18 protein-coding genes and 1 pseudogene are annotated in these 24,991 nt (G+C 71.7%); 9 read left to right on the top strand and 10 right to left on the bottom strand.

The features are described 5' to 3' along the window. The first annotated feature begins 31 nt into the window (after positions 1 to 31). Positions 32 to 874, top strand: a complete 843-nt coding sequence (locus OG504_RS06645; RefSeq protein ID WP_405988881.1) for an alpha/beta fold hydrolase — start codon at positions 32 to 34, stop codon at positions 872 to 874. Here OG504_RS06645 and OG504_RS06640 read toward each other — a convergent pair. Continuing rightward, positions 868 to 1,521 carry a TetR/AcrR family transcriptional regulator gene (locus OG504_RS06640; RefSeq protein ID WP_405988880.1) on the bottom strand — a complete coding sequence of 218 codons (654 nt, stop codon included), beginning with the start codon at positions 1,519 to 1,521 and terminating at the stop codon, positions 868 to 870. The genes OG504_RS06645 and OG504_RS06640 overlap by 7 nt on opposite strands. Before the next feature lie 66 nt (positions 1,522 to 1,587). On the opposite strand from OG504_RS06640, the gene OG504_RS06635 reads away from it, so the two are divergent. From OG504_RS06635 to OG504_RS06625, 3 genes are all read left to right on the top strand, one after another. Further along, on the top strand, positions 1,588 to 2,025 hold the full coding sequence (locus OG504_RS06635; protein ID WP_405988879.1) for a VOC family protein: 438 nt from the start codon (positions 1,588 to 1,590) through the stop codon (positions 2,023 to 2,025). A gap of 72 nt (positions 2,026 to 2,097) precedes the next feature. After that, positions 2,098 to 2,442, top strand: a complete 345-nt coding sequence (locus OG504_RS06630; RefSeq protein ID WP_327399337.1) for a metalloregulator ArsR/SmtB family transcription factor — start codon at positions 2,098 to 2,100, stop codon at positions 2,440 to 2,442. A 6-nt stretch (positions 2,443 to 2,448) separates the two neighbouring features. Further along, on the top strand, positions 2,449 to 2,976 hold the full coding sequence (locus OG504_RS06625) for an SRPBCC family protein (protein WP_405988878.1): 528 nt from the start codon (positions 2,449 to 2,451) through the stop codon (positions 2,974 to 2,976). 24 nt (positions 2,977 to 3,000) lie between these two features. Here the strand turns inward: OG504_RS06625 and OG504_RS06620 are convergent, their stop codons facing one another. The 4 genes from OG504_RS06620 to OG504_RS06605 form a co-directional block, all read right to left on the bottom strand. After that, positions 3,001 to 5,817 (bottom strand): NHLP bacteriocin export ABC transporter permease/ATPase subunit, encoded by a 2,817-nt coding sequence (locus OG504_RS06620; RefSeq protein WP_405988877.1) that lies wholly within the window; start codon positions 5,815 to 5,817, stop codon positions 3,001 to 3,003. 1 nt (position 5,818) lies between these two features. Then, positions 5,819 to 8,041 carry an NHLP family bacteriocin export ABC transporter peptidase/permease/ATPase subunit gene (locus OG504_RS06615; RefSeq protein ID WP_405988876.1) on the bottom strand — a complete coding sequence of 741 codons (2,223 nt, stop codon included), beginning with the start codon at positions 8,039 to 8,041 and terminating at the stop codon, positions 5,819 to 5,821. Then, positions 8,038 to 8,844 (bottom strand): HlyD family efflux transporter periplasmic adaptor subunit, encoded by an 807-nt coding sequence (locus OG504_RS06610; protein ID WP_405988875.1) that lies wholly within the window; start codon positions 8,842 to 8,844, stop codon positions 8,038 to 8,040. The genes OG504_RS06615 and OG504_RS06610 overlap by 4 nt, the downstream gene beginning before the upstream one ends. 92 nt (positions 8,845 to 8,936) lie before the next feature. Continuing rightward, complete coding sequence (locus OG504_RS06605) at positions 8,937 to 9,152, bottom strand: type A2 lantipeptide (protein WP_405988874.1); 216 nt, start codon at positions 9,150 to 9,152, stop codon at positions 8,937 to 8,939. 781 nt (positions 9,153 to 9,933) lie between these two features. On the opposite strand from OG504_RS06605, the gene OG504_RS06600 reads away from it, so the two are divergent. Next, positions 9,934 to 11,337: a S1 family peptidase gene (locus OG504_RS06600; protein ID WP_405988873.1), complete on the top strand. Its 1,404-nt coding sequence runs from the start codon at positions 9,934 to 9,936 to the stop codon at positions 11,335 to 11,337. Positions 11,338 to 11,407: 70 nt separating this feature from the next. Here OG504_RS06600 and OG504_RS06595 read toward each other — a convergent pair whose 3' ends face one another. Beyond that, positions 11,408 to 13,552, bottom strand: coding sequence for a SpoIIE family protein phosphatase (locus OG504_RS06595; protein WP_405988872.1), 2,145 nt, complete (start codon positions 13,550 to 13,552; stop codon positions 11,408 to 11,410). A 336-nt stretch (positions 13,553 to 13,888) separates the two neighbouring features. Here OG504_RS06595 and OG504_RS06590 point away from each other — a divergent pair. Further along, positions 13,889 to 14,470: pseudogene (locus OG504_RS06590) on the top strand (LuxR C-terminal-related transcriptional regulator); the annotation flags it as partial. Here OG504_RS06590 and OG504_RS06585 read toward each other — a convergent pair. Next, entirely contained in the window at positions 14,393 to 16,348 is a 1,956-nt protein-coding gene (locus tag OG504_RS06585) for an ATP-binding cassette domain-containing protein (protein ID WP_405988871.1), read from the bottom strand. The pseudogene OG504_RS06590 and the gene OG504_RS06585 overlap by 78 nt on opposite strands. Before the next feature lie 102 nt (positions 16,349 to 16,450). On the opposite strand from OG504_RS06585, the gene OG504_RS06580 reads away from it, so the two are divergent. Next, positions 16,451 to 16,999 carry a hypothetical protein gene (locus tag OG504_RS06580; RefSeq protein ID WP_405988870.1) on the top strand — a complete coding sequence of 183 codons (549 nt, stop codon included), beginning with the start codon at positions 16,451 to 16,453 and terminating at the stop codon, positions 16,997 to 16,999. 278 nt (positions 17,000 to 17,277) lie between these two features. Here OG504_RS06580 and OG504_RS06575 read toward each other — a convergent pair whose 3' ends face one another. The 3 genes from OG504_RS06575 to lanKC form a co-directional block, all read right to left on the bottom strand. Beyond that, the gene (locus OG504_RS06575) at positions 17,278 to 19,065 is read right to left on the bottom strand and encodes an ABC transporter ATP-binding protein (RefSeq protein WP_405988869.1); all 1,788 of its coding nucleotides are present in this window, start codon (positions 19,063 to 19,065) and stop codon (positions 17,278 to 17,280) included. Positions 19,066 to 19,155: 90 nt separating this feature from the next. After that, complete coding sequence (locus OG504_RS06570) at positions 19,156 to 19,272, bottom strand: SapB/AmfS family lanthipeptide (protein WP_033278838.1); 117 nt, start codon at positions 19,270 to 19,272, stop codon at positions 19,156 to 19,158. A 47-nt stretch (positions 19,273 to 19,319) separates the two neighbouring features. Further along, a complete protein-coding gene (gene lanKC / locus OG504_RS06565) occupies positions 19,320 to 21,920 on the bottom strand; it encodes a class III lanthionine synthetase LanKC (RefSeq protein ID WP_405988868.1) in 2,601 nt (866 codons plus the stop codon). 208 nt (positions 21,921 to 22,128) lie between these two features. Here lanKC and OG504_RS06560 point away from each other — a divergent pair, with 208 nt between their 5' ends. Together OG504_RS06560 and OG504_RS06555 are read left to right on the top strand one after the other, a co-directional pair. Then, the gene (locus OG504_RS06560) at positions 22,129 to 24,573 is read left to right on the top strand and encodes a SpoIIE family protein phosphatase (protein ID WP_405988867.1); all 2,445 of its coding nucleotides are present in this window, start codon (positions 22,129 to 22,131) and stop codon (positions 24,571 to 24,573) included. 81 nt (positions 24,574 to 24,654) lie between these two features. Next, a complete protein-coding gene (locus OG504_RS06555) occupies positions 24,655 to 24,939 on the top strand; it encodes a hypothetical protein (protein ID WP_405988866.1) in 285 nt (94 codons plus the stop codon). Positions 24,940 to 24,991 lie beyond the last annotated feature (52 nt).

The following is a 24,991-nucleotide window of genomic DNA, read 5'->3' as shown; positions in this document are numbered from 1 at the left end:
GGCAACGTTTCGCAGAAGGCAGGGAGCAGGCATGCGCAGTGGCGTGTTCGAGGTCGACGGGGCCGGGCTGTACTACGAGGTACGCGGCACCGGCCCGGCGCTGTTGATGATCAGCGGGGCCGGGGGAGACGCCGGCTACTACTCCGGCATCGCCGAGACGCTTTCCGACGCTTTCATGGTGATCTCCTACGACCGGCGCGGCAACTCGCGCAGTACCGGCAGGTCGGAGGCCCCGATGGACCTCGCCGTGCAGGCGGCCGACGCCCGCGCGCTCGTCGACGGACTGGCCGACGGCCGGGCGCTGGTCTTCGGCAACAGCGGCGGCGCGATCATCGGCCTCACGCTGGCCGCACTGCACCCGGAGGTGATGACGGGCCTCATCGCCCATGAACCGCCCGCAGCCACCGTCCTGCCCGACGGCGACCCCGGCCGCGACTTCTTCGCCGAACTGGCCGCACTGTACGAGCAGGGCGGGGCACCCGCGGCCGGTCGCCGGTTCGCGGAGACGACCCGCGGCGAGGGGACGTACCGCTGGCCCGCCGACCTCTGGCAGCGGTTTCTCGGCAACCAGGACCACCTCTTCGGCGCGGAGTGGCCCGGCTTCGCCGCCTTCCGGCCGGACGAGGCCGCGCTCAAGTCGGCCCCGTTTCCTGTCGTGTTGGGCGCGGGCGTGGAGGACCGCGGTACGTACTACGCCCGGCCGTCGATCGAGATCGCCCGCCGGATCGGCGTGCCCTGGGTCGAATTCCCCGGCATCCACATGGAGTTCCTGCGCAACCCGCTCCAATTCGCGGCGGCCGTACGGGTGTTGGCGACCCAGATGCACAGCCGCACGGGCGATGTCCCGCACCTCTGGCAGGGCATCGCTCAGTGAGGACCGAGCAACTCCGCGACCAACACCCGCCGCAGCCACGCCCGATAGGCGTCCCGAGTCCAACCCCGATGCCTGCGCAGGAGTTGATGCATGTGCGGTGACGCCAGGGCGTAGAGCGTGTCGGCGGCGGTGTGCGCGTCGAGGCCCGGGCGGAGGGCCCCGCGCTCCTCGAGTGCCGTGGCCAGAGCCAGATGTACGCCGTACGTCGCCTCGGCGCCGGCGTCCGCCGACGCCCGCATGTCCGGGTCGGCGCCGGCCGCCTCGACGGTCACCATGATCAGGTCACCGGCGCGTTCCAGCAGGTCGGTCATCTGGTCGACGGCACGGCCGATCGCGCGCTCGGGGTCGGGCTCGTCCCGGATCGCCAGGGTCTCGGGGCGCTCCGGGACGGCCACCGGTTCCTCGTCCCCGGCGAGCGTGACGCCCAGGGTGTGCCCGAACAGGGCGGCCTTGGTGGGGAACGCGTCGTACAGCGTGCGCTCGCCGACACCGGCCAGCGCCGCGACTTCTTTCATCCGGGTGCCCGTGTATCCGTTCTCCGTGAAGAGCCGCGTGGCCGCCTCCCGGATGCGGGTGCGGGTCGTCGCTGCCGCCTCGGCGCGCTTGACCGAGCGATAGGGCCTCTTCTGGTTGACGGGTTCAGGCATGGGGAGGAGTCTAGAGGAAATCGGCGCAGTCGTACTGCGGTGAAATGAACGAGGAGCGTGAGAGCCATGCCGGAGCTCGCCGGAATCCATCACGTGAAGATGCCCGTCACCGACCTCGACCGCTCACGCGACTGGTACGGCCGCGTCCTCGGCTTCAAGGTCACGTACGAGTTCCAGGACGCGGACGGAGTCGTGCGCGGGGTGGCGGGGGAGGTCCCGGGGCTCGGTGACTCGATGCTCTGCCTGCGCGTCAACTCCCAGGCTGCGCAAGGCTGTCAGGGCTTCGACCCGGTCAGCTTCGCGGTCCCGGACCGCACCGACATCGAGGCGTGGGCCGCCCACCTCGACACCCTCGGCATTCCGCACTCGCCGGTGATCGAGGCGTCGATCGGCTGGCTGCTGGTGTTCAACGACCCGGACGGTCTCGACCTGCATCTGTACAGCTGGGCGGCGCACGGGGTGGATCACGGGGATGTCGCGGGCTATGGCCGCCCGGTCGCCTGAGGGACGGTTCGCTCCGGGTTTCGGATGCTGTATTCCTTGACGGGAATATAACCAGCGAGGCATGTTGGGGTCATGTCCGACGCCTCGCTCTGGACCGCCCTCGCCGATCCCCACCGGCGGGCCATCGTCGGCCTGCTCCTGGAGCGGCCCCGGCCCGTCGGCGAGATCGTGGAGGCATGCGGTCTGAGCCAGCCGAGCACGTCGAAGCATCTACGGGTGCTGCGTGACGCGGGCCTGGTCCGCGTACGGCAGGACGCGCAACGCCGTGTCTACGCCCTCGACCCCGCGCCGATCGCCGAGCTCGACGCCTGGCTCGCCCCTTACCGCGAACTGTGGAACCGCAGCCTGGACAGGCTGGGACAGAGGCTCGACGAGACCTCGGACGACGACACCTCGCCACCCACCCCGAAGGACTGATCCACCATGTCCGTCGACCTCACCGGTACGTATCTCACCCTGGACGACGGCCGCGCCGCCGTCCGTTTCAGCCGTACCTACGACCAACCCCTCGACCGCGTCTGGCAGTTCGTGACCGACCCCGACGAACTCGCCCAGTGGTTCCCCTCCCGCGCCGATTTCGACCTGCGTCCCGGCGGGGCGGTCACCTTCAGCGGGGACCCCAACATGCCCGAGTCGACCGGCCGGGTCATCGCCGTCGACGCGCCCCGGCACCTGTCCTTCGAATGGGGCGGCGACGAGCTGCACTTCGACCTGGAGGAGGTCGAGGAGAAGCGCACCCGCTTCACGCTCACCAACGTTCTCGGCGCCGCGGACACCGCGTCCCGCAACGGCGCGGGCTGGGAGGTCTGCCTGGCCGCGCTGGACGCGAAGGCCCGTGGTGAGCAGGTCGAGGGGCCGCACGCCGGTGCAGGTGCGCCCTGGAAGGCGTTCTACGAGGGCTACTTGGCGGCCGGGGTGCCCTCCGGCGCGGTCGTGCCGGGCCTGGACTGACGCACCCCGGGCCCGGTCGACCCGTCACGCCATCTGCCGCCGCACCAGCTCGTGCAGCCGACCGCCCGTGTCCGCCAACAGCTCTGCGGGCGGCCCCTGTTGGGCGACCTTGCCGTCCTCCATGACGACCACGCGATCGGCGTCGAGCACGGTCGACAGGCGGTGCGCGATGACGATCCGGGTGGCGTTGAGGGCCTTGGTGCTCTCGATCACCGTGCGCTGCGTCTCGTTGTCCAGCGCGCTGGTCGCCTCGTCGAAGAAGAGGATGCGTGGTCGGCGGATCAACGCCTGGGCGATCATGAGGCGTTGACGCTGGCCGCCCGACACCGCGCCGCTGCCGGAGACGATGGTGTGCAGGCCCATCGGCATCCGCTTGATGTCCTCGGCGAGTCCCGCCATCTCGGCCGCCGCCATCGCCTCCTCCGGTGTGAACGGCTCGGTGCCACAGATGACGTCCAGGATGGAACCTGTGAACGGCTGCGCGTGCTGGAGCACCACCCCGCACTGCCGCCGCACCGCCGACTGGTCGAGGGCGCCCAGGTCCTGGCCGTCGTAGAGGACGCTGCCGGAGACCGGTTTGTCGAAGCCGATGAGGAGGCGGAGCAGGGTGGACTTGCCGCAGCCGCTGGGGCCGACGATCGCCACGAACTCGCCAGCGCGGACATGGAAGGACACGTCGTCGAGGACGAGGGGGCCGTCGTCGGCGTAGCGGAAGGAGACCCGGCGGGCCTCGATCGCGCCGGACAGCCGGCCGGGGCGGGTGCTCGCGGTGCGGACCTCCGGGGCGGCGTCCAGGACCGGCCTGATCTCCTCGAAGAGGGGGAGCGCGGACACGGCCGAGACGAAGGCGCCGGTGAGGCTGGTGACGGAGGTCAGGAGCATCGTCACCGAGGTGTTGAAGCTGAGGAACGAGGCCGCCGACATGGAGCCGCGCGCCGGGCCCGCGAGGATCATGAACATCAGCAGGGTGCAGACCGGCAGATACACCGCGCCCATCACCGTGGTGAGGTTCTTGATCCGGCCGACCCTCTGCTGCAACTCCCGGCTGCGGGCGAACTCGGAGGCCCAGGCCGCGTAGGCGTAGTTCTCGGCCGCCGCGACGCGGAGTTTCGGCAGGCCGCGCAGGGTCTGGAACGCCTGGTTGTTCAGCTTGTTGTTGAGGACGACCAGCTTGCGCTGCCAGCGCACCTGCCACAGGCCGAGGCTCAGAAATATGGCCGCGATCACGACGAGCATGCCGATCGCCGCGAGCGCCATCGAGGGGTTGTACCAGAACAGCAGGCCCAGGTTCATCACGCCGACCGTCACCGACTGGGCGACCACCGGTCCGACTCCCGCCAGCAGACGGCGGATCGAGCTGATGCCCATCGCCGCACTGGCGAGTTCACCCGTCGAGCGCTCGGTGAAGAACTTCGTCGGGAGTCTCAACAGCCGGTCCCAGACGGCCGGTTGGAGCGTCGCCTCGATACGGCCCTCCAGGCGGAGGATCGTGAGGTTCTCCAGCAGCATGAAGGCCGCCGCGACGACGCTGGTGATCATCACGGCCAGACAGACCTGGACGATCAGGTTCGTCTGCGCCTTCGGCACGAACTCGCCGAGCACCTTGCCCGTCGCGATGGGTACCAACGCGCCGATGGCAACCGTCACCAGCCCGCTGATCAGCAGGTTCGTCAGGTCGCCGGCGGTGCCCTGCATGCTGAAGCGCAGCAGCCCGAACGGGTTGAGCCGGCGCTCGGGCAGCGGACGGTAGAACATCACCGCGCGCGGTTCGAACTCCTCCGCGTTCGCCTTCTCGACAGGTGTCTCGCGCCCGGTCGCCGGATGGACGGCGACATAGCCGCCGCGCCGCCACAGCAGTGCGACCGGCGCCCCGGACAAGGCCCGATGGCCGACCAACGGGCCGACATTGTCCCGCCACCAGCGCCCGTCGAGCCGTACGGCCCGCACCCGGACCCGGGAGGCGAGGGCGATGCGCTCGACCGGGTCGAGGCGGTCGCTCTCGCTGCCGCTCTGCGCGGGCTCGGCGAGGGAGAGGCCGCCCGCCTCGGCGACCAACTTGCAGGCCGCGTACGACGCGTCGGCGTCCGCGGCCGTCGTACGCCGGGCCGAGGACTTGCCGATCGACGCCAGCAGGGTCCGGTCGGCCTGTGCGCGCACCGCCTCACCGGCCTTGATACCGGCGGCGGTTCGCGTCTCGTGGGTGCGCTCCAGCTGCTCGATCCACTTGTCCAGCGTGGACAGCAGCCGGTACTGCTGGTCGACCATGCCCTGCCAGACACCGGGGTCCATCAGCAGATCGGCCGCTGCCTCCGCGCCGTACATCGAGCCGTACTGCACGCTGCCCGGCGGGACCTGCATCCAGAAGACGTCGTCGTCGGTGGGCGCGGCGGCCCGTTCGGTGGCCATCGGAGCCTGGAAGAGGATGGAGAGTCCGCGGCCGACACCGAGGGCGAGGGCGTATTCGAGCGGGCTCGAAGTCGGCGGCACGTACTGGGGGTTGCCGTACTCGTCGTACGACCAGGTCTGGGTGTTCGCGGGCTGGTACAGCTCACGCAGGTTGATGCGGTGCACCACGCAGTCGCGCAACGGGCGGGCCACCAAGGTGTGTTGGGGACCGGTGACCGGGCCGAGCAGCAGTGAGCCCGCCTCCAGCCGGCCGAGGTGGTGCCAGTGGCCCTGCTGTACGGCGTCCACCGCGAACAGGTCGATGGCGCCCGACGCTACCAGCCACAGCACCTGCGGGCCTTCGAGGTCGAGGCGGTTGGACCCGGCGCAGTCGATCGGCGTGCCCAGGTTCCCCAGCGCGCCGAGGACCAGGTCGCCCTCGTGAACGGACGTCATCTCACCGCTCCTTGACCAGCGTGGCGTACGCGCCGCCGGCCGCCACCAGGGCGTCGTGCCGCCCGCGTTCCACGATCGTCCCGTGTTCGAGGACGACGATCTCGTCGCTGTCGCGCACCGTGCTGAGCCGGTGCGCGATCACCACGCAGGCGCAGCCGCGCTTGCGCAGGTTGTCCATCACGACCAACTCGGTCTCCGCGTCCAGCGCGCTCGTCACCTCGTCGAGGACCAGGATGCTGGGCCTGCGCACCAACGCCCTTGCTATCTCCAGGCGTTGACGCTGACCGCCGGAGAAGTTGCGCCCGTCCTGCTCGACCCGGCTGTGGATGCCACCGGGCCGCCGCATCACCACGTCGTACAGGGCCGCGTCGCGCAGCGCGTCCTCCACGGCCTCGTCCGGGATCGACGGGTCCCACAGCGCCACGTTGTCGCGGACCGAGCCCTCGAAGAGGAACACGTCCTGGTCGACGAAGGAGACGGAGGCGGCGAGGGCGCCGCGCGGGATGTCCTCCAGCCGGTGGTTGTCGATGCGGATCACGCCCTCCCAGGGCGTGTAGAGACCCGAAATCAGCCTGGAGACCGTGGACTTGCCGCTGCCGGAGCCGCCGACCAGTGCCACCTGCTGGCCCGGGCCGACGGTCAGGTCGAAGCCGGTGAGCAGCGGCTTGTCGAGCGGGCTGTAGCCGAAGGTGATGTTCTCCAGCTCGACGTGCCCTTGCAGCCGGCGGGTCGAATCGGCGCCGCCCGCACGGGAGTAGAGGGGATCGGCCTGGAAGTTCTCGACGTCCTTGAGGCGGGCCACGTCGGCCGCGAAGTCCTGGATGCGGCCCGCGACGCCGTTGAGCCGGGTGATCGGCGCGGTGAAGCGGGTGACCAGTGCCTGGAAGGCGACCAACAGGCCTACGGAGATGTGTCCTTCGACCGCCCGCATGCCGCCGATCCAGAGGATCAGCGCGCTGTTGAGGGAGGCGAGCGTCGGCGCGACCACGCCCAGCCAGGCGCTCGGCACCCCGAGCCGCTGCTGTTCCTCCAGGGTGGTGGCGTGCTGTCCGGCCCACTTGCGGAAGTAGCCGTCCTCGCCGCCGGTCGCCTTCATCGTCTCGATCAACTGGAGCCCGGTGTAGGCCGTGTTGGTGAGCCGGGCGCTGTCGGCGCGCAGCTTCGCCGTACGGGTCGCGCGCAGCCGGATGACGACCCGCATCGCCACCACGTTCAGCAGGGCAACACCTATGCCCACATACGTGAGTTGGGGGTCGTACGTATAGAGGAGGAACGCGTAGAGCACCACGACCACCGCGTCCACGCCCGCCGCCGAGAGGTCGCGGGCCAGGGTCTCGGCGACGGCGTCGTTCGACTGGAGGCGCTGCACCAGGTCGGCCGGGCTGCGCTGGGAGAAGAACGTCACCGGGAGCCGCAGCAGATGGCGCAGGAAGCGGGCGCTGGAAAGAGTGGAGGAGATGATACGGCCGTGCAGCAGGTTCGCCTGTTGCAGCCAGGTCAGCGCCAGCGTGAGCAGGACGCACGTCCCCATCGACGCGAACAGGACGCCCAGCAAAGACGTCTGACCGCCTATCAGGAACATGTCGATGTAGGTCCGGCTGAGCGCGGGCATCGCCGCACCGACCAGTACCAGCAGCAGACTCGCGAGCACGGCGGCGGGCATCGTGCCCGCGGTGCCGCGCAGCCGGGCCGGCATCGCGCCCAGGACGCCCGGCTTGCGCCCGCCCTTCTCGAAGCCGTCGCCCGGTTCCATGACGAGGACGACACCGGTGAAGCTCGCGTCGAAGTCCTCCATGGGTACGAACCGGCGCCCTTTTCCAGGGTCGTTGATGTACACCCCGCGCCGGCCGAAGCGGCGCCCCATGCCGTCGTAGACGACGTAGTGGTTGAACTCCCAGAACAGGACGGCGGGGGAGCGCACTTCGGCGAGTGCGGCCGTGTCCATCTGCATGCCCTTGGCCGTGAGGCCGTAACTACGCGCTGCTTTAAGGAGGTTGCTGGCGCGCGAGCCGTCGCGGGAGACGCCGCAGGCGATGCGGAGTTCCTCCAGCGGGATGTGACGGCCGTAGAAGCCGAGCACCATCGCGAGGGAGGCGGCGCCGCACTCGACGGCCTCCATCTGGAGGACCGTGGGTGAACGGACCGTCTTCGCGCGGCCCTTGGGGACCGGGCGTTTCGGCGGGGCGGAGCGGCGCCGTGAACGGGTGTCCTGTGCGGGGCTCATGGCAGCAGCCAATCGAGGGGGCGCTGATCGGCCAGCCGGATCGAGGCCGAGGCCATGGTCATGGAGGTGAGGGCGAAGGGGGGTCCGTCCTGGGACGACCACTTGTAACCGCTCTTCGTCCGCGCCGACTTGTCGAGCTTCACCAGCACGGCCACCGGGCGGCCCTTCTTGGTGAACTGCTCGCCGAGCTGGCTGTCCCCGAGGAACGCGGAGATCTGCTGCGCCGACTCGGCGGACCGGTCCACCGCCTTCACCCGGCCGCGCAGCACGCCGTACGTCTGCGTCGGAGCCGACGAGACGGTCAGGTCGACGGAGGCGTTCGCGGGGATGGAGGCCGCGTTCTCGGCGGGCACGTACACCGTCGCGTAGAGCGGATCGGTGGCGTGCGCGACCTTCTCCACGGCGGCGACGTTCGCGCCGGTCTGGATGATCTGGCCGATGGTCGCGGCGAGCGCGGTGACCCGGCCCGCGGCGACCGTGCGCACGACGGAGTCGCCGTCGCTCGTACGGACCTTCAGCACAGGGGAGTCGGCGGGCAGCTGCTCGCCTTCCTGCGCGAGGACGGCGGTGACCTGTCCGGCCACGGGACTCTGCAGGATGTAACTGCCCTCCCCGTGCGTGAGGATGGCGGACGCGCTGACGGTCGACGCCACCGATCCAGTCACCGCCCACACGGACGCGGCGGCCACCACGACCACCGTCACGGCGAGCACGAGCCAGCCCTGCGGACGCGCGAAGCGCACCGGAAGATCGAGCTCTTCGGGCGACTGGAGCTTGGCGAGGGCCTGTTGGCGGAACTGCACGGGACTTCCCTCACCTGTGGGAGAGATCTTTTACGGCACCCGAAATCCCGGAGCCGGGAAACGGCTCCGGGACTCGGTGTAACAAGGTGCGATCAGAGACCGGCGACCAGGTTCGTGACCGGGGTCACGTTCAGGCCGGTGGTGCCCTCGACCGTGCCGATGACCGAGTCGACCAGGCCGGAGACCGGGACAACGCCGTCGACCAGGCCGGTGACGGTGCCAAGGGCGTTCACGGACAGACCACCGGAGACGTTGTCGAGCTCGGCGTCGGAGATCTCGACGGTCTCAACCTGGGGGGTGGAGTTCATGGGGGAACTTCCCTTCATATGGATATTCACAAGGGGGGAGCGGCCCCCCTCTGGGGACAGACGACGGCCGCGACCGCAGGCGCCGAGCGCCGTTTCCGGAGCCCTCGTGGCTCCTGCGGTGCGATGGATCAAAGCACGCCGCCGGTGGACGCAGCCAATCAAACTCCGGTCCCACCAGGGCACTTGAGCCCCAGGAGCCCCGATCCGTGCAGGCGTGGGCACGAGGTGTCGGCGACTTCTTCACACGCTGCACGGCATCGTTCCGCGGGAGGGCTTGCGGCGCCGAAGCGGAATGGGGCACTCCCCACCAAAGGCGTTGCTGGGGGCGTGTGCATGTGCAGATCCGTCGAGTCCGGTGACTTCGTTGGGTACGCGCTGTGCAGATTCCCTGAAGCGAGGATTCCGTCCACTGTTCTCGACGGAACGTCGCCGACCGATCGCTGTCCGTGTCGGACCCGGAGTTGATCGGGAGCGGACCGGGAGTGTGTGAACTGCCCACTGGCACGGGCAGGTTTGGGCGGCACCGATTCGATCAAGACATCCGGCCGCTCACCGCGCGCCGGACGGACGGGGGCCGCTGCGCCGCAGGTACTGGCCCGCAGCCCCTTCGTACCCCTGCCGGGTCAGGGCTTGGACATGGCCGATTCCCGGTTTCGTAAAGGAAGTTGGGAAACGGAATTGAACGCGCCACGTGACACGTGCGTATCAACGGGCATCCAGGCGCCCCCCATAAGCCGTCGCCCCGGCGGCACAGACCCCGGTCCCCAGGAGGTCGAGCAGTTTGAGTCACAAGCGAATTCCGAAGCGCAAGGCCGTCATAGCCGTCGGAGGTGTCGCTGCTCTCGGAGCGGCGGCGATCCTGCTGCCGAACGCCAACGCGTCCCAGGACAACTCGGCAGGCGCCGCCACCCCCAAGACCCTCAAGGCGACGGGCGCCTCCGACCTCTCCTCGCAGCTCGCCGGACTGCTGGGTGACGCCTTCGCCGGGTCCTACTACGACAGTGCCACGCAGCAGCTCGTCGTCAACGTGATCTCGGGCGACAACAACAACGTGGTCGTGCAGGCGGAGAAGGCCGGCGCCAAGGTGCGCGAGGTGCAGAACAGCACCGCCGAACTCACCGCCGCCGCCCAGGTGTTGAAGACCAAGGCCACCGTCCCCGGCACCGCCTGGTCGGTCGACCCGAAGACCAACAAGATCCAGGTCCTCGCGGACAGCACCGTCACCGGCTCCGACTGGGACACCGTGCTGTCGACCGTCAAGAGCCTCGGCACGAACATGGCCACGGTGAAGAAGACCGCCGGCTCCTTCAAGACGCTGGTCTCGGGCGGCGACGCCATCTTCGCCCAGACCGACCAGGGCGGCGTGCGCTGCTCCCTCGGTTTCAACGTCACCGCGAGCGACGGCACCCCCGCCTTCCTGACCGCCGGACACTGCGGCGTCGCGGCGAAGCAGTGGTCCGACTCGCAGGACGGCCAGCCGATCGCCACGGTCGACCAGGCCACGTTCCCCGTCAACGACTTCTCCCTCGTGAAGTACGACGACCCGGCGACGCAGACCACGAGCGACGTCAACGTGGGCAACGGCCAGACGGTCCAGATCACCCAGGCCGAGGACGCCACGGTCGGCACCCAGGTCTTCCGGATGGGCTCCACCACCGGTCTGCACGACGGCACGGTCACCGGCCTCGACGCGACGGTCAACTTCCAGAGCGAGACCGACCCCAACGGTGTCGACACCGTCAACGGCCTCATCCAGACGGACGTCTGCGCCGAGGCGGGTGACAGCGGCGGCTCGCTCTTCACCCAGGACGGCGGCGCGGTCGGCCTCACCTCCGGCGGCAGCGGCGACTGCACCAGCGGCGGCGAGACCTTCTTCCAGCCGGTCACCGCCGCGCTGACCGCGACCGGGGCCACCCTCGGCGACGCGGGCGCGGGTGCCGGCGCGGGCGACGACACCGCCACGGCGGACCCGTCGGCGACCGCCGCCGACCCGTCCGCGACCGACGGCACGGGCGACCAGTCCGGCGCCGTGGACCCGAACGCGACCGACGGCACCGGTGACCAGTCCGGCGCTGTCGACCCGTCCGCGACCGACGCCAGCGGCACGGGCGAGGACCAGAGCGGCACCGGCCAGGACACCGGCAACGGGGCCGACGACGGTTCGTCGCTCACCTCGAACCACTGATCCGACCCCTTCCATCAGGTCGGCGGTGGATCGGTCCGGCCCTCCGGCGGGAGGGCCGGACCGCCTGCGTTCACGTCGGTCCCGGCTCCCGGGCCCGCAGCAGAAGCAGTGCCACGTCGTCGTTCCGCTCCCGTGCCGCGGCACTGTGCCGCACGAGTTCGTCGGCGATCTCCTCCAGCGGCAAGTCCCCTGCCGCTGCGAGGCGTTGGCCCAGTTCGGCCAGGGCGTCCTCGATGTCGACGCCGGGTGACTCGATGAGCCCGTCGGTGTAGAGGACGAGGACGGAGCCGGGCGCGAGATCGACCTCCGTCGTCGGATAGACGGCGTCGGCGTCGATGCCCAGCAGCGGACCGCCCGCCAGGTCCAGCACCCGTACCCGCCCGTCCGGCCGGCGCAGTAAGGGCGGCGGATGCCCGGCGCGCGCCATCACGGCCGTACCGCGCGCGGGATCGAGCCGTAGATACAGACAGCTCGCGAAGAGTTCGGAACCGAGGTCGATCAGCAGCCGGTTGGTGCTGCGCATGACCTCCTCCGGAGCCTGACCGACGGTGGTGTACGCGCGGACGGCGGTCCGGATCTGCCCCATCAGACCGGCCGCGGTCACGTTGTGCCCCTGTACGTCACCGATCACGGCCGCCAGGCCCTCGGAGGTCACGAGGTCGTAGAAGTCGCCGCCGATCTCCATCCCTTGAGTGGCCGGCAGATAGCGGGCGGCGGCCTCGATGCCCGGCAGCGGCGGCAGCGAGTGCGGGAGCAGCGCCTCCTGCAAGCCGTGCGCCAGCTGGTTCTTCGCGTCGTAGAGCAGGGCACGCTCCAGCGCCTGCGCGATCAGCCCGCCCAGACTCGTCAGCACGGCCCGCTCGTCCGCGGGGAAGACATGCGGCTCCCCGTAGGCCAGGACACAGGTGCCGACCGGGCGTCCGGACGCGATCAGCGGGAGATACGCCCAGGCCGCGAACCCGTCCGGGGTCGCGTGCCGGCTCGGATACAGCCGTTCCAGCTCCTGCCGGGAGTCGAAGAACGCGGGCACACCCCTGTTGAGGGCGGCCGTGCCCGGTGTCGTGCCGTTCAGCGCCATCCCCTCGAAGCGCTCCACGACATGCGGGTCCGGATAGCCGCGGTGCCCCAGTACATGCAGCCGCCCGCCCTGCGAACCGAGGACGACCAGCGCCTGGCTGCCCACGGCCGGGGCGACCTCGTCCGCGATCAGCTGCACCACGTCCTCCACCCCGACCGCCTCGGTGAGCGCCCCGGCCAGGCTCAGCACCTGCGAGATGGTCACAAGCCGCGAGGGCCCCTCGCCCAGCTGCGGTGCCGCGCGGCTCAGCTCCGTCACCGCCCGCGCCCGGCTGATCCGTACGCTCAGCCCGGTCGTGCTCGGATACAGCCGGAACGACAGCCACTCGCCCGGCGGCCGCAGCGCCACGAACGACGTGACCTGCTGACTGAGCAGCGCGGCCCGGTAACGGTCCTCGTACACCGGGTCGTTGAGCCAGGGCACCGCCGCCCACAACTGGGTGCCGAGCAGACTGCTCACCGACATGCCGAGCAGCTCCCCGGCCGCCGCGTTCGCGAAGCCGACCCGCCCGTGCAGATCCAGCGAACACAGCCCGTACGGCAGCCGGGCCACCATCCGCGCCGCCTCTACCGTGCCCAGCGTCCCGGCCACGCTCGCCGCGGGCCCGGTGGCGAGCAGATCGGGCTCCGCCCGCACCGGGTGGCGCTCCTCGGCGGCACGCTCCAGCCGCACCGCGAGCCGGTCGCAGGCGGAGGTGAGCTGGTCGCGGTCCCGGTCGGAGAGGACCGGCGGATGCGAACCGGGCCAGGTCACGAAGACCGAGCCGTAGACCGTCGACGCCGTGGCGATCGGCACTGCGGCCAGCGCGAAGGGGTACGGCAGCACCACCGCGATGCGCGGATAGCGGCGGGCCATGTCCTCCTCGCCGCCGACCCAGATCAGCCGCCGCTCGCGCACCGCCTCGGCGACCGGGATCGGCGCGCTCAGCCCGACCCGCTCCCAGGGCGCCGCGAAGGCGCGCGGCAGCCCGGCCATCACCGCCATCTCCAGTACCGGCTCGTCGGGCGTCAGCAGATACACCGCGCCCGAGTGCGCGTGGACGCCGTCCATCATCGCGGCCAGCGCGAGAGACAGCATCGGCCGCCCGACCGGCGCTCCGGCGACCACCGGAGCCTGCCCGTCCGACACGCCGACCACCTCCTCGTACGGCCAAAGGGGCGCGCCTGTGTCGAGAACCCGAGCGCGCGGAGGCCCGAAGGGCTGAGCACGGTCGGGCTCTCGACACAGGCTCCGTCGCCCCGGAGGCCGTCACTGTCACAGCGCGGTCTCAGTGATCAGGCTCCACCCTGGGGGCCCGACGCGCACGGCGAGCGAGCTCGTTCCCCGGCGGGGAAGCGCGCGCCCGTACCCCGAAGGCCCGGGTCGTATACCTCCCGAATCGAAGCGCGCGGCGGCGTACGAGCGCCTCGCGTGCGCCCCCGCGCACCCTGTTGGCCGGATCTCCGGGCTCGCGCGCTGTCACGGTCGCGAACAATGGGGCACACGCGAAACCACCGTGAAACCGGCGAACGGCTAGCTGAGGGGACGGCAGTGATCCGGCTACTTCTGGTGCACGACGCGTGTCTGGTGCGATCGGTCCTGGCGGAGTGGCTCCGCCGCGAACCCGGCCTCGGAGTCTGGGACACCCCGTGGCACTCCGCACCCGGTCGCGTCCGGTCCGTACGGCCGGACGTCTGCGCGGCGGACCTCGACTGCGACGACGCGTACGGAATCCCGCCACTGGGCGAAGTGGGCCCACGCGGCACCGGCCCCACCCCTCCCGGCCTCCTCGTCCTGGCCACCGCGCACCGCCCCGGCCTGCTGAAACGCGCGCTGGAGGAGGGTGCGCTCGGCTACGTCGACAAGGCGAGCCCACCGGACCGGCTGGTGCACGCCATCCGTCGCGTCGCCGAGGGGAAACGTTTCGTTGACGACTCGCTGGGCTTCGGATTCCTCAAGGCCGCGGAGATGCCGCTGACCCGCAGAGAGCTGAGCGTGTTAACCCTGGCCGCCGAGGGCGCCTCCGTCGCGGAGATCGCCGGGAGCCTGCACCTGTCCCACGGGACCGTGCGCAACTACATGGCGGCCATCACCCGCAAGACCGGCGCCCGCAACCGCATCGACGCGATCCGTATCTCCCAGGGCGAGGGCTGGCTCTGACGACCAACTGCCCACCAGGTCCCGATAGAGCGGAGAGCGACGGAGCAGATCGCTGTGCGTACCGAGCGCGGTGTCCTGCCCGTCCATGACGAGCACGCGGTGGGCTCGGCGCGCGGAACTGATCCGATGCGCGACGACGACGAGCGCGGCACCGCTCCGCTCCCGCCGGGCGAAGGCCCGCTCGGCGCGTTCCTCCGCTTCCGGGTCGAGGTGGCAGGTGGCTTCGTCGAGGAGGGCGAGGGGGGCGTAGGAGAGGTAGGCCCGGGTGAGGGCGATCAACTGGCGTTCGCCTGCGGAGAGCGCGGCCGGGTCGACGGGGGAGTCGGGCCCGCCGAGGGTTTCGAGCAGCGGGGAGAGTCCGACGGCTTCGGCCGCGGAGAGCAGCTCCGCCCGGGGCACGGGGTCCGGTCGCAGGTGGCTCAGATTGTCGGCGAGGGTCCCGCCGAATACGTACGCCTCCTGGGGTATCAGCACGCGCTGGGCGACTGTCTCGGACACCGGACGTCCGTACATCCGGATCGTGCCGTGTCCGGGCTTCAGCAGCCCGGCGGCCAGGGCGGTGAGCGTGGATTTCCCGATACCGCTCGGGCCTACGACGGCCAGGTGGGCGCCTTGGGGGAGGGCGAGGGTGAGGTCGCGGAGGACGGGGGCGCCGGCGGCGCCGTAGGCGAAGGTCACGGAGGTCAGGGAGAGGGCCGGGGGGTTGGGGTTGTCGGGGGCGCGTTCGGTGGCTTGAGGGAAGGGGAAGTGGACAGGTTCGCCAGCCAGTTGTGAGGCGGGGTGGGGGACGGTGGTCTGAGTACCGCTCGGGTCCATGACGGCCAGGTCGGCGCTTTGGGCGAGGGCGGGGTCGGTATCGCGAAGGACGGGCTCGCCAGGTGGTGGTGCGGTGAGGTGGGGGACCGGGGTCGAAGGTCCGGAGGCCGACGCAGGTGTCAGGCGGCGCAGGACCACCGCGAGGCGGGAGCCGCTGGTGCCCAGGCCGTGGACCAGGTTCTGGAGGGCGGGCAACAGGGACTGGGTGACGTAGGCGAGGGCGCCGACCAGGCCGCCCGGGGTGACGCCGTGGCCGAGGAGCCAGGGGGCGGTGGCGAGGAGCAGCACGATCGGCAACTGGCCGCCGATCGCGAGGGACGCCACGCGTAGGACGCCCCAGCGGGCCAGTGAACGGGCGGCTCGCAGTTCGGCGTCGACGAGGTGCCCGGTGTCGCTGGCGACCCGTTCCTCGGCACCGGCCGCCGTGATGTCCCGCAGGCCGGGGCAGACGGTGCCCAGCCGGTCGGCGAGGGCCTCGTCGGCGAGGAGGAAGGTCTCCTGCCGCCGGGCCAGCGGACGCAGGGTCGCCGCGAACAGGCACACCCCGGTGACGAGCGGTGGTGCCACGACGAGAAGCAGCAGCGGGTCGAGTGAGCAGAGCCCTGCCAGCGCGCCCACGGCGGTGAACACGAACGACCGGGACACCATCACCAGCCCCGCGAAGGTGTCCCGGGCCAGCTCCACCTGCTGGGTCAGCCCCGACAACGCCCCGCCGTCCGCCTCCCGCACCCCGCGCGCGACGACCCGCTCCACGAGCAGATCCCGGAGCGGTTCGACCAGATCGGCGACACCGCGGTAGACCCGCCCGGTCCCGAACGCCCCGACGACGACCCCGACGCCCGCCACCCCGAGCCACGCGAGCCCGACCCCACCCCGCCCGACGAGAAACCCGGTGTCCAGTGCACGGGCGAGCCCGTACCCGACGAGAAAGGTCTGCCCGGTTTCCAGCACGGACCAGACGGCGAGACGGACCAGCACCGGCCGGCGGGCACGGAGGAAACGGAGGCCGCGGCGGGGGAGGGTGCCGGTGTCGGGGGGTGGGGTGGTCTTTCGCGGTGGGGCGTCGGGGGGAGGGGGTTGGTGTGGTCGGCGGTGGAGGAAGCGCAGGCCACGCCGGGGCGATGGCTCGGCCTCCGCCGACCGGGTTTCGGGTTGCGCGGGTTCTTGCCGTCGCGGGTGAAGGAAGTGCAGGCCGCGCCGGGGGACACTGCTGCCGTCGCGGGGCCGGATGGGGCGCGTCGTCGCCTTCGGCCGGGCATCCAGCGGTGTCGGCTCCTCTCGCTGCCGCCGGAGGAAGCGGAGGAGATGCTGATGGATGCCGCCGCCGCGCTGGGGGGTGCTGCCCCTGTCGTGGGGCTGGGGGGATGGCATGGTCTCTGTCGACCGGGCTTCGGGCGGCGCGGATTCCTGCCGCCGGTGAAGGAAGCGCAGGCCGCGCCGAGGGGCGTTGCTGTCGGGGTGGGGCTCGATGGGTCGCGTCGGCTCGTTCGACTGGGCTTCGGGCGGTGGCGGTTCCTGTTGTTGCCGATGCGGGAAGTGGCGGTGCCGATGGATGTCGTCGCCGGTGCGCCGTTCGGTCTCCGTCGGCTCGGCGCTGGGCGGCGCCGGGTTCTGTCGTCGCTCGCGTAGAACAGGGAGACCGCGCCCACGGCCACCACCGTCGTCGTCTGTTCCGGTGCGGCGTCCGGTCGTCTCGGCCGCGCCACTCCGTCGATGTTCCCCGGGCCCGCGCCGCGTCAGTTCTTCCGCGAGGTCCGTCGGAGGGTTCGGTTCCGGGTGAACGCCAATGTCTTCGTGGCAGGTGGGCACCCCCTGGCCTACCCGATCGTCCCCGTTCGGCATCGGCCCGCTCCGTCCGTCCGCCCGCTCCTCCCCGCCCGGCATCGGTGCCCCCTCCCCACCTGACATCAGCCCGCCCCGCCCTCTGCGTCCCGAACTCCTTCGCGCGAGCCCCTCTCCCCGCCTCCGGAATCCTCGATGCCCCGCCTCGCCCCCTCCGCCTCCCCGAACACCCCCCGATACCCCGCCACCTCCCACAACTCCGCATGCGCCCCCACCGCCCGCACCCGCCCCCCGTCCAGCCACGCCACCAGATCCGCGCGGGCCGCCGTAGCCGCGCGGTGGGCGATGAGGAGGCGGGTGCCGTTGGAGTCCGGGCCCGTGAGGGACTTCGTGATGCGGTGTTCTGTGATCGTGTCGAGGCTGGAGAGGGCGTCGTCGAGGATCAGGACACGGCCCTCATGGGCGAACGCCCTTGCCAGGCCCAGGCGTTGGGACTCGCCGCCGGAGTGGGGCGCGTCGGCGACGGGAGTGGCGTAGCCGTGCGGGAGGCGGCGGATGAACGTATCCGCGTGGGCCTTTCGCGCCGCATCCCGGACGCCGGCGGGTGACGGCGACCGTAGGCCGAACGCGATCGTGTCCTCCATCGTCGTGCCAAGCAGGGCCGGGCGGTCGAAGGCGTAGCCGATCGCGGTGCGCAGCTCGTCGTGGCTCAGGTCTCGGAGGGGGATCCCGTCGAGGAGGACCTCGCCCGCGTCCGGGTCGGTCAGGCGGCCCGCGACCGCCGCGAGGAGGGACTTGCCGGCGCCGGAGCGGCCGACGACAGCGAGGGTCGTGCCGCCGGGGACCACCAGGTCGATGCCGTCGAGGACGGTGCGTTCGCCGTGCCGGGCGGTCACGCCGCGCAGCTCCAAGTGGCCGGGGCCCGGCGGGAGTTGGCGGTGTCCGTGGATGGTGGCCGGTTCGGCGAGGATCTCGTCCAGGCGCTGGGTTGCCGCCTTCGCGCGGAGCAGGCCCGACAGTTGGCCGACGAGCACTCCTACGCCGGTCGCCAGCACCGCGTACCGGGACGCGGCCAGCACCTCGCCCACCGTCACTCGCTGTCTGGTCAGCAGGTAGCCCGCCACGGCCACGACGGCCAGTTGGAGGAGGGGCGCCACGGTGACCGCCTGCGCTGCGGCCCGTCCCTGTACCCGCCACATGCGGTGGCCCGCGCGGGAGAGTTCGGGCAGCGGTCGCAGGATCCGTACCGTCTCGCGGTCCGCCGTACCCGCCGCCTGGATCGTACGGAAGCCGCCCATCGCCTCCGCGAGCGCCGACGCGATCCTGCCCTGGATCCGCTGGTAGCGCGTCACGCACTCCGAGGTGTCCCGGGCGAAGGCACGGAGGAGGAAGGTGAGGACCGGCGCCCCGGCCAGGAACACGGCCGCCAGCCACGGGTCGATCAACGCCAGTGCGACCACGCCTCCGACCGGTGCCGCCAGTGCCGCGAGCAGCGCGGCCACCGCACCCGGTGCCGTCCCGGCCTGCGCGGCGTTCCCGACGAGCCGGGCCACCAACTCCCCTGCTCCGAAACGGGTGTTGGCCCGTGGGCCCACGGCAAGCACATGTCCGGTGACGCGTCGGCGCAGCCACGCCGTCGACCCGGCCGTGACCGTCCCGCCGAGCACCGTCCCGCACGCGTCCAGCACTCCGATCAGCAGCACCAGCCCCGCGCACCCCCACACCCAGCGCGCCGCCGGGGCATGCGCCAGCAGGTGGTCCAGGGTCCGGCCCAGCACGGCGGGCAGCAGTAACGCGGCCGCCGTGGACGCCGTACTGACCGCGCCCAGCGCCGCACAGCGCACACCGGCCGCGCGGACGGCCGACCGCAGCAGCGAACCGGCCACCGGGGTGCCTTCGGCATGCGTCGTCATACGGCGGCCCCTCGGGTGATGTGACGTGGACCCCGGGCGGCCCTCCCCTCGTGGAAGGGGGCCGCCCGGAGCCGTGGGTTCACCGAGTCGTCAGAGACAGAGCAGAACGCTCGCCGCGCTGACGCAGGAGAGCAGGCTGACGGTGCTCGCGCCGCCGCCGTCGTTGTGCTCGTCGGATTCCATCGTCTGCAGGTCGAGAAGTGCCATGAGATGTCCTTTCGTTGTGGGGACGGGGTGGTGGTGTCACGACTCCGTCAGGTTGCGGAGCCGCGCTGAGTGGGCCGCCGGAGCGGCGGCAGGAAGGGCAGCCCGGGCGCCGACCCGGCATCGCCGAAGGCCGCGCCGAGCGCGAGCAGGCACCCGGCGGTTCCGGTGCCGAGGTCCATGGACAGCCGCATCATCTGGTGCCCGGGGAAGGCGAGTTGGCCCTCGTACGACATCGCGAACCAGCCGAGACCGGTGACCTGTTCGGCGAGCCTGTGGGCGTCGGCGCCCGGTGCGGTCGTACGGGCGAGATGCAGGATCATCCCCGCGCGGCCCTGGAAGAGACCGGGCTGCGCGTAGAAGCGGGAGGTTGCGGCGGTGAGGATGCCTGCGCGGGCGCGCTCGAACTCGCCGTCCTCGTCCAGGACTTGGGACAGGAGGTCGTCGAGGACCATGCCCAGGCCCACGCTCCCGTCGCCGAGGTAGGGCAGCGTCCGCCAGCCCTCGTCGACCTCCAGGCCGCCGCCGCGCTGCACGACACAGCAGTCAAGGTCCCGGCGCAGGGCGTCAGTTGCCGCGTCGAGCATCCGCCGGTCGCCCGTCGACTCGTACTGCCGCAGCAGGAACAGCGCCGGTCCGCTCGCGCCCCGCAGCAGTCCGGCCCGCCGCCGGGGAGTGTCGGGGCGCGGTTCCGCGAGGCGTCGTACGAGGATGTCCGCGGCCTCCGCCGCCCGCTCGCGCAGCTCCGACTCGCCTGTGTCGGCGGCCAGTTGGCCCAGGACCAGGCCGAGGCCGGCCAGGCCGCCGTGCAGGTCGGAGGAGAGGTTCTGCCAGCGTTCCGCGAGGATGCCGGCGATCAGGTCGAGGGCGCGTTGGCGGTGGCCGAGCCGGTCCAGGACGTGGACGACGCCCGCGAGTCCGTCGTACAGGCCGAGCGGGGTGCCGATCGGGGGCGGCGCGGTGCGGTCGAGGAGCCAGCGTTCACCCTCCTCGTAGCGGTCGGCGCCGGTCGCGTCGAGGGCGTACAGGACACCGGCCGCGCCGTGTGCCAGGCCGAGTCCGCCGCCGTCGGAGAACTGGGCGACGTCGCCCGGGAAGAGGCGGTCGTCCCGGTCCGGGGTCGCGGAGGCGAGGATCGCCTTGACCATCGAGTCACGGCTGTGGGGCCAGTCGCCGGGCCGTACGAAAGCCGGAGCCACCGAGCCCCCGCCCCGGGTGATCTCCGCGACCGCCTTGTCCAGGAACTCCCTTGGCACGTCCGGGAATTGGCCCGCGATCACCTCGGCCAGGTGGGCCGCCTTCCCGCGGTCGACCACGAACAGCGTGGTCACCGGCAGGAACAGGGCGAGCCGCAGACACGCCAGCGCGTACCGGTCGACGTCGATGCCCCGGCGGTCCGGCGGCGCGAAGAAGCCTGGGTGGGCGACGACTTGGCGGCCGTTCTCCTCGGCCGGGGCCGCCGCCTCGAAGTCGATGAGGAACACCGACTCCTCGTCGGGCGCGACGATGACGTTGAAGATGTGCAGGTCGTTGAAGACGATCCCGCGCGCGTGCACCGCCTCCATCGCCCGCTCCACCGCCGCGTGGATCCTCAGCGCCCACGCCGTGTACGCGGCGACCGCGTCCGGTTCGGGATCCGGGGTGAGCAGCGGATGCCGTTCCGCGAAGAAGGAGTTGAGGGGGCGCCCCTCGATGAAGTCCATGACCAGGAAACGGTGTTCACCCAGCAGGAACCAGTCCCGCACCTCGGGCACCACCCCGGTCCCGGCGACCCGCTCCAGCGCCAGTTTCTCCCGCTCGAGCCGGGCGATCGCGTCGGCGCCGTCCGAGGCGAGCCCCGCGTGCGGCCGCCCCTCCTTGAGGACGACCTTGCGCCCGTCCCGGGTGTCGGTGCCCGCGTACACCCCGCCGCCGTTCGAGAAGTGCAGTGCCTTCTCGATGCGGTACGGCAACTCGCCCACCGTCGTGGTGTTGCGCGCCGCGAGCTGCGGCTCCAGGAACGCCGGCAGCGTCACCCACTCCGGGACCTGGAAGGACGGCGCCCGCCGGTCCGGCACCAGCTGCCCCGCGCCGTCGCGCACGGCCGGGACCAGTGAACCCCGCTCGTCGACGACGAAGGTGCGCGCGAACGCGCCGTAGCGGACGTAGAGCGGGCCGTCGTCCCAGCGGAGGTCGGTGAGGATGTACGGGCCCTCGAAGCCCTCCAGGAGTTTGCCCAACTCGCTGAGGATCTCGTGGAGTCGGGCCTCGTCGGACGGGTAGACCGTGACGAACTTGCCGCTGGTGTCGCGGCCCGCGTACTTCGTGTTGCGCAGGTGCAGCAAGTGCGGACCCGGCACGAACTTGAACGGGATGCGGCGCGGGACGCAGTAGTCCCACACGAGGGCGGCGACACGGTCCGCGTTCGCCCGGGTGGCCGAGGCGTGGATCTTCCAGCCCTGGGCCGGCCCGGGTAAGGGGCCGCCGTCCTCGTCGAGCGGGGTCAGCGTCAGCCAGTCGCCGATGCGGGCCGAGCTCCAGCCCTCCGGGACCTCCCGGCGCGCCGTGTCGAACAGGGGCGCGGCGGTGTCCGTGCCGGGTGCGGACAGGCGGTCCGGTGTCTCGTAGAAGTGTCGGTCGGCGAGCGCGTACACCTCGTACCGCTTGTCCATGGTCGTCCCCCTCCTTGGCCCGGCTCGAATCTCCCAGCCGGGCGACGGACGCGGACAGTCACGCCTGTCACGAGATCCCTGTGCGGAACGCATGCGTAAAGATTTGTTCGGCACCTTTCGACCCGGAAACGGGTCCATCCGGTCCCTCATCTCCACGGAATGGTCACAGGGGCTGCGCAGTCGGCGCATAAGCGCTGTAATTGCGGACGTGGTCAGTGAGGGCACTGAGGGACGCGGAACGCGAACGCTGCGTGCCGAACTTGCCCTCAAAACGCTCACTGTCGATCTCGACCCCCGCGAACGGCTGCGCCGCGTCCTCGAACAGGCCCTCGTCTTCACCGGTGCGAGCTTTGCCGGGGTGTACACACCCGGTGACGACGCCGACCTCCTGTGCCTGGTCGAGTCGGTCGGGGTGCCGCGCACGCTGTACGGGCTGCGGGACGGCTATCCGGCGGCCGGGGGATCACCGGTCGCCGAGGTACGCCGGGCCGGGCACGCGGTGTTCCTCGGGCCCGACGAACTGGCCGCCGGCTTCGACGCGCGACGGCTGCCGTCGGGGGAGTTCCATCTGGCGGCGCTTCCCGTGCGCGGTGACAGGGGCGGCGGCTGTCTCCTCGCGGTCGGCGAACGCCCGGACGGCTTCGGCACCGAGGACCGCGCGTGCCTCGCGCTGATCGCCGAGGCGGTGGCGATCCCGGTACCGGCCGAGTCGGTGGCGGGCGAGGACGTGGCCGCGGGCGCGTTCGACCTGGCCATGGACACCGGGCGGGTCGAGGTCGGCGGCGACGTCCTGGAACTGTTCGGGCTCGGTCCCGGCGACTTCGACGGCAAGGTCGAGACTCTCCTGGGGCTGACCGTGCCGGAGGACCTGCCCTCGCTGATGTCCGTCGTCGAGGCCGACCACATGGCCATCGGCGACCGTGAGCTGGAGTTCCGGGTCCTGCAGCCCTCGGGCACGCCGAAGTGGCTGCGGCTGCGCGGTCGGCTCCTGCCCGGTGGCGACGGCCGCCCCGCCCGCCTCGTCGGCACCGTCGGCGCCGCCTCCCAGCTGCGCTCCGGCGTCAACGACGTGGCGCGCGTCCAGCGCCTCGCCGCCGCCCTCGCCATGGCAGGCACGGTCCGCGACGTCAGCCAGGCCGTGGTCGCCGCCCTGCGCAAACCGCTGCGCGCCGACCGGATCGCGCTCGCCGAACTCGAGGGCGACCGGCTCGTCGTCACCGTCCTCGACCCGCCCGAACCGGAGGCCTGGCCCGAGCTGTGGCGCCTGGAGTGGCGCAGCGAATGGCCCGACGCACCCGTGCGCGCAATGCCCACCCTCGCCGCCGCCCTGCGTGAGGGCCGCGCCGCGATCTGGCCCGCGGGCACCGACCTGGAACCCGCCCTCGCCGAGGTCGGACCCGGCGGCCTCGCCGTCCTGCCGCTGTCCGCCGGCGGCCGGGTCTCCGGTGCCTGCCTCATCGGCTGGGACGACCCGCACGTCTTCGGCCCCGACGAACGCGCCCTGCTCACCGCCTCCGCAGGCCTCGCAGGCCAGGCCCTGATGCGCGCCCACGCCTTCGACGCCGAGCACGAACTCGTCGGCATGCTCCAGCGCCAGCTGCTGCCGCGCCGCCTGCCCACCCTGCCCGGCGCGGTCGCCGTGGCCCGGTATCTGCCGACGACCGCCGGTCTCGAGGTCGGCGGCGACTGGTACGACGTGATCCCACTGCCCGACAACCACGTCGCCCTCGTCATCGGCGACGTCCAGGGCCACAACGCGGGCGCCGCCACCCTGATGGGCCAGATGCGCACCGCGCTGCGCGCCTACGCCGTCGAGGGACACCCGCCCGACGTGGTCGTCTCGCACGCGAACCGCCTCCTCATCGACCTGGAGACCGACCTCTTCGCCACCTGCTGCTACGTCGACGTGAACCTGGAGGAAGGTTCCGCCTGGTACGTGCGGGCCGGTCACCTCCCGCCCGTCCTGCGGCACCCGGACGGCAGCACCGAGATCCCGTATGCGGACGGCGGACCGCCGCTCGGCGTGGTCACCCAGGCCGACTTCCCGATGAGCCCGCTGCGGCTCCAGCCGGGCACCGTCGTCGCCCTCACCACCGACGGCCTCGTGGAGTCCAAGGAGGCAGACATCGACGAGGGCCTCGACCGCCTCGCCCACGGCCTCGCCGTCTCCGACCCCGCCCACCTCGGCCTCGTCGCCGACGCGCTGCTCGGCAACGCCCGCCGTGAGGACGACGTAGCCCTCCTCCTCATGCGCTACGACGGCCTGGCCACCCGCCCCCGCCGCGAGAACTGGACGGTGTGGCGCGTCCCGGAGGCGGCCCGGCACGCCCGCCGCTTCACCAAGCGGACCCTGCGCACCTGGGGCGTCACCGAGGAGACCGACACGATCCTGCTCGTGGTCTCCGAGCTGGTCACCAACGCCCTGGTGCACACCGACGGGCCGGTCCGGCTCGACCTCACCCTCGTCAACCGGCGGTTCCGCGTCGCCGTGGCGGACTCCTCGCCGCGCACGCCCGTCAAACCGACCAGCATCGGCTGGGAGGCCACCGGCGGGCGCGGCATCCTTCTCGTCGAGGCCATGTCGGCGGCCTGGGGCACGGTGCCCGTGAGCGGCGGCAAACAGGTGTGGGCCGAGATCGCACTCGACGGGTAGGCGGCCGCACGGGTGCCTGTCCGGGCGCGTAGCGGCAGGTCGGGGCGGTCGCGCGGGTCCGCCGTGATGGGGTGCGTGCTTGTGGCACACACCTTCGAAGAACTGGTCGAGAAGCACCGCGCGGCCCAGGCGGCACGCGCCCGGGTCCAGGAGATGCGGGACTCCCTGGGCGCCCCCGCCCACGAACCCTGGACCGAGGCCCAGACCGACACCTACGAGACCGCCTGGCGGGCCTGGCGCGACCTCGCCCGTGACATGCAGGCCGCAGCGGACGAGTACGCGCGGGACGAGGGCCTCGACCGGGCCGAGGTCGAGGCGGACGTAGCACGGGCTGCGGGCGATTTGTCCGGTCCGTCGGGCGGTTAGACACCTCACGGCCTACTCATCGTTGGCTGGTCGTAATAAACGAACATAGGGA

Origin of the sequence: Streptomyces sp. NBC_00986 (assembly GCF_045162565.1) — a bacterium.
Classification (GTDB): domain Bacteria; phylum Actinomycetota; class Actinomycetes; order Streptomycetales; family Streptomycetaceae; genus Streptomyces.
Note: the sequence above shows the minus strand (reverse complement) of the source record. Positions and strands in the feature narration are given on the sequence as shown.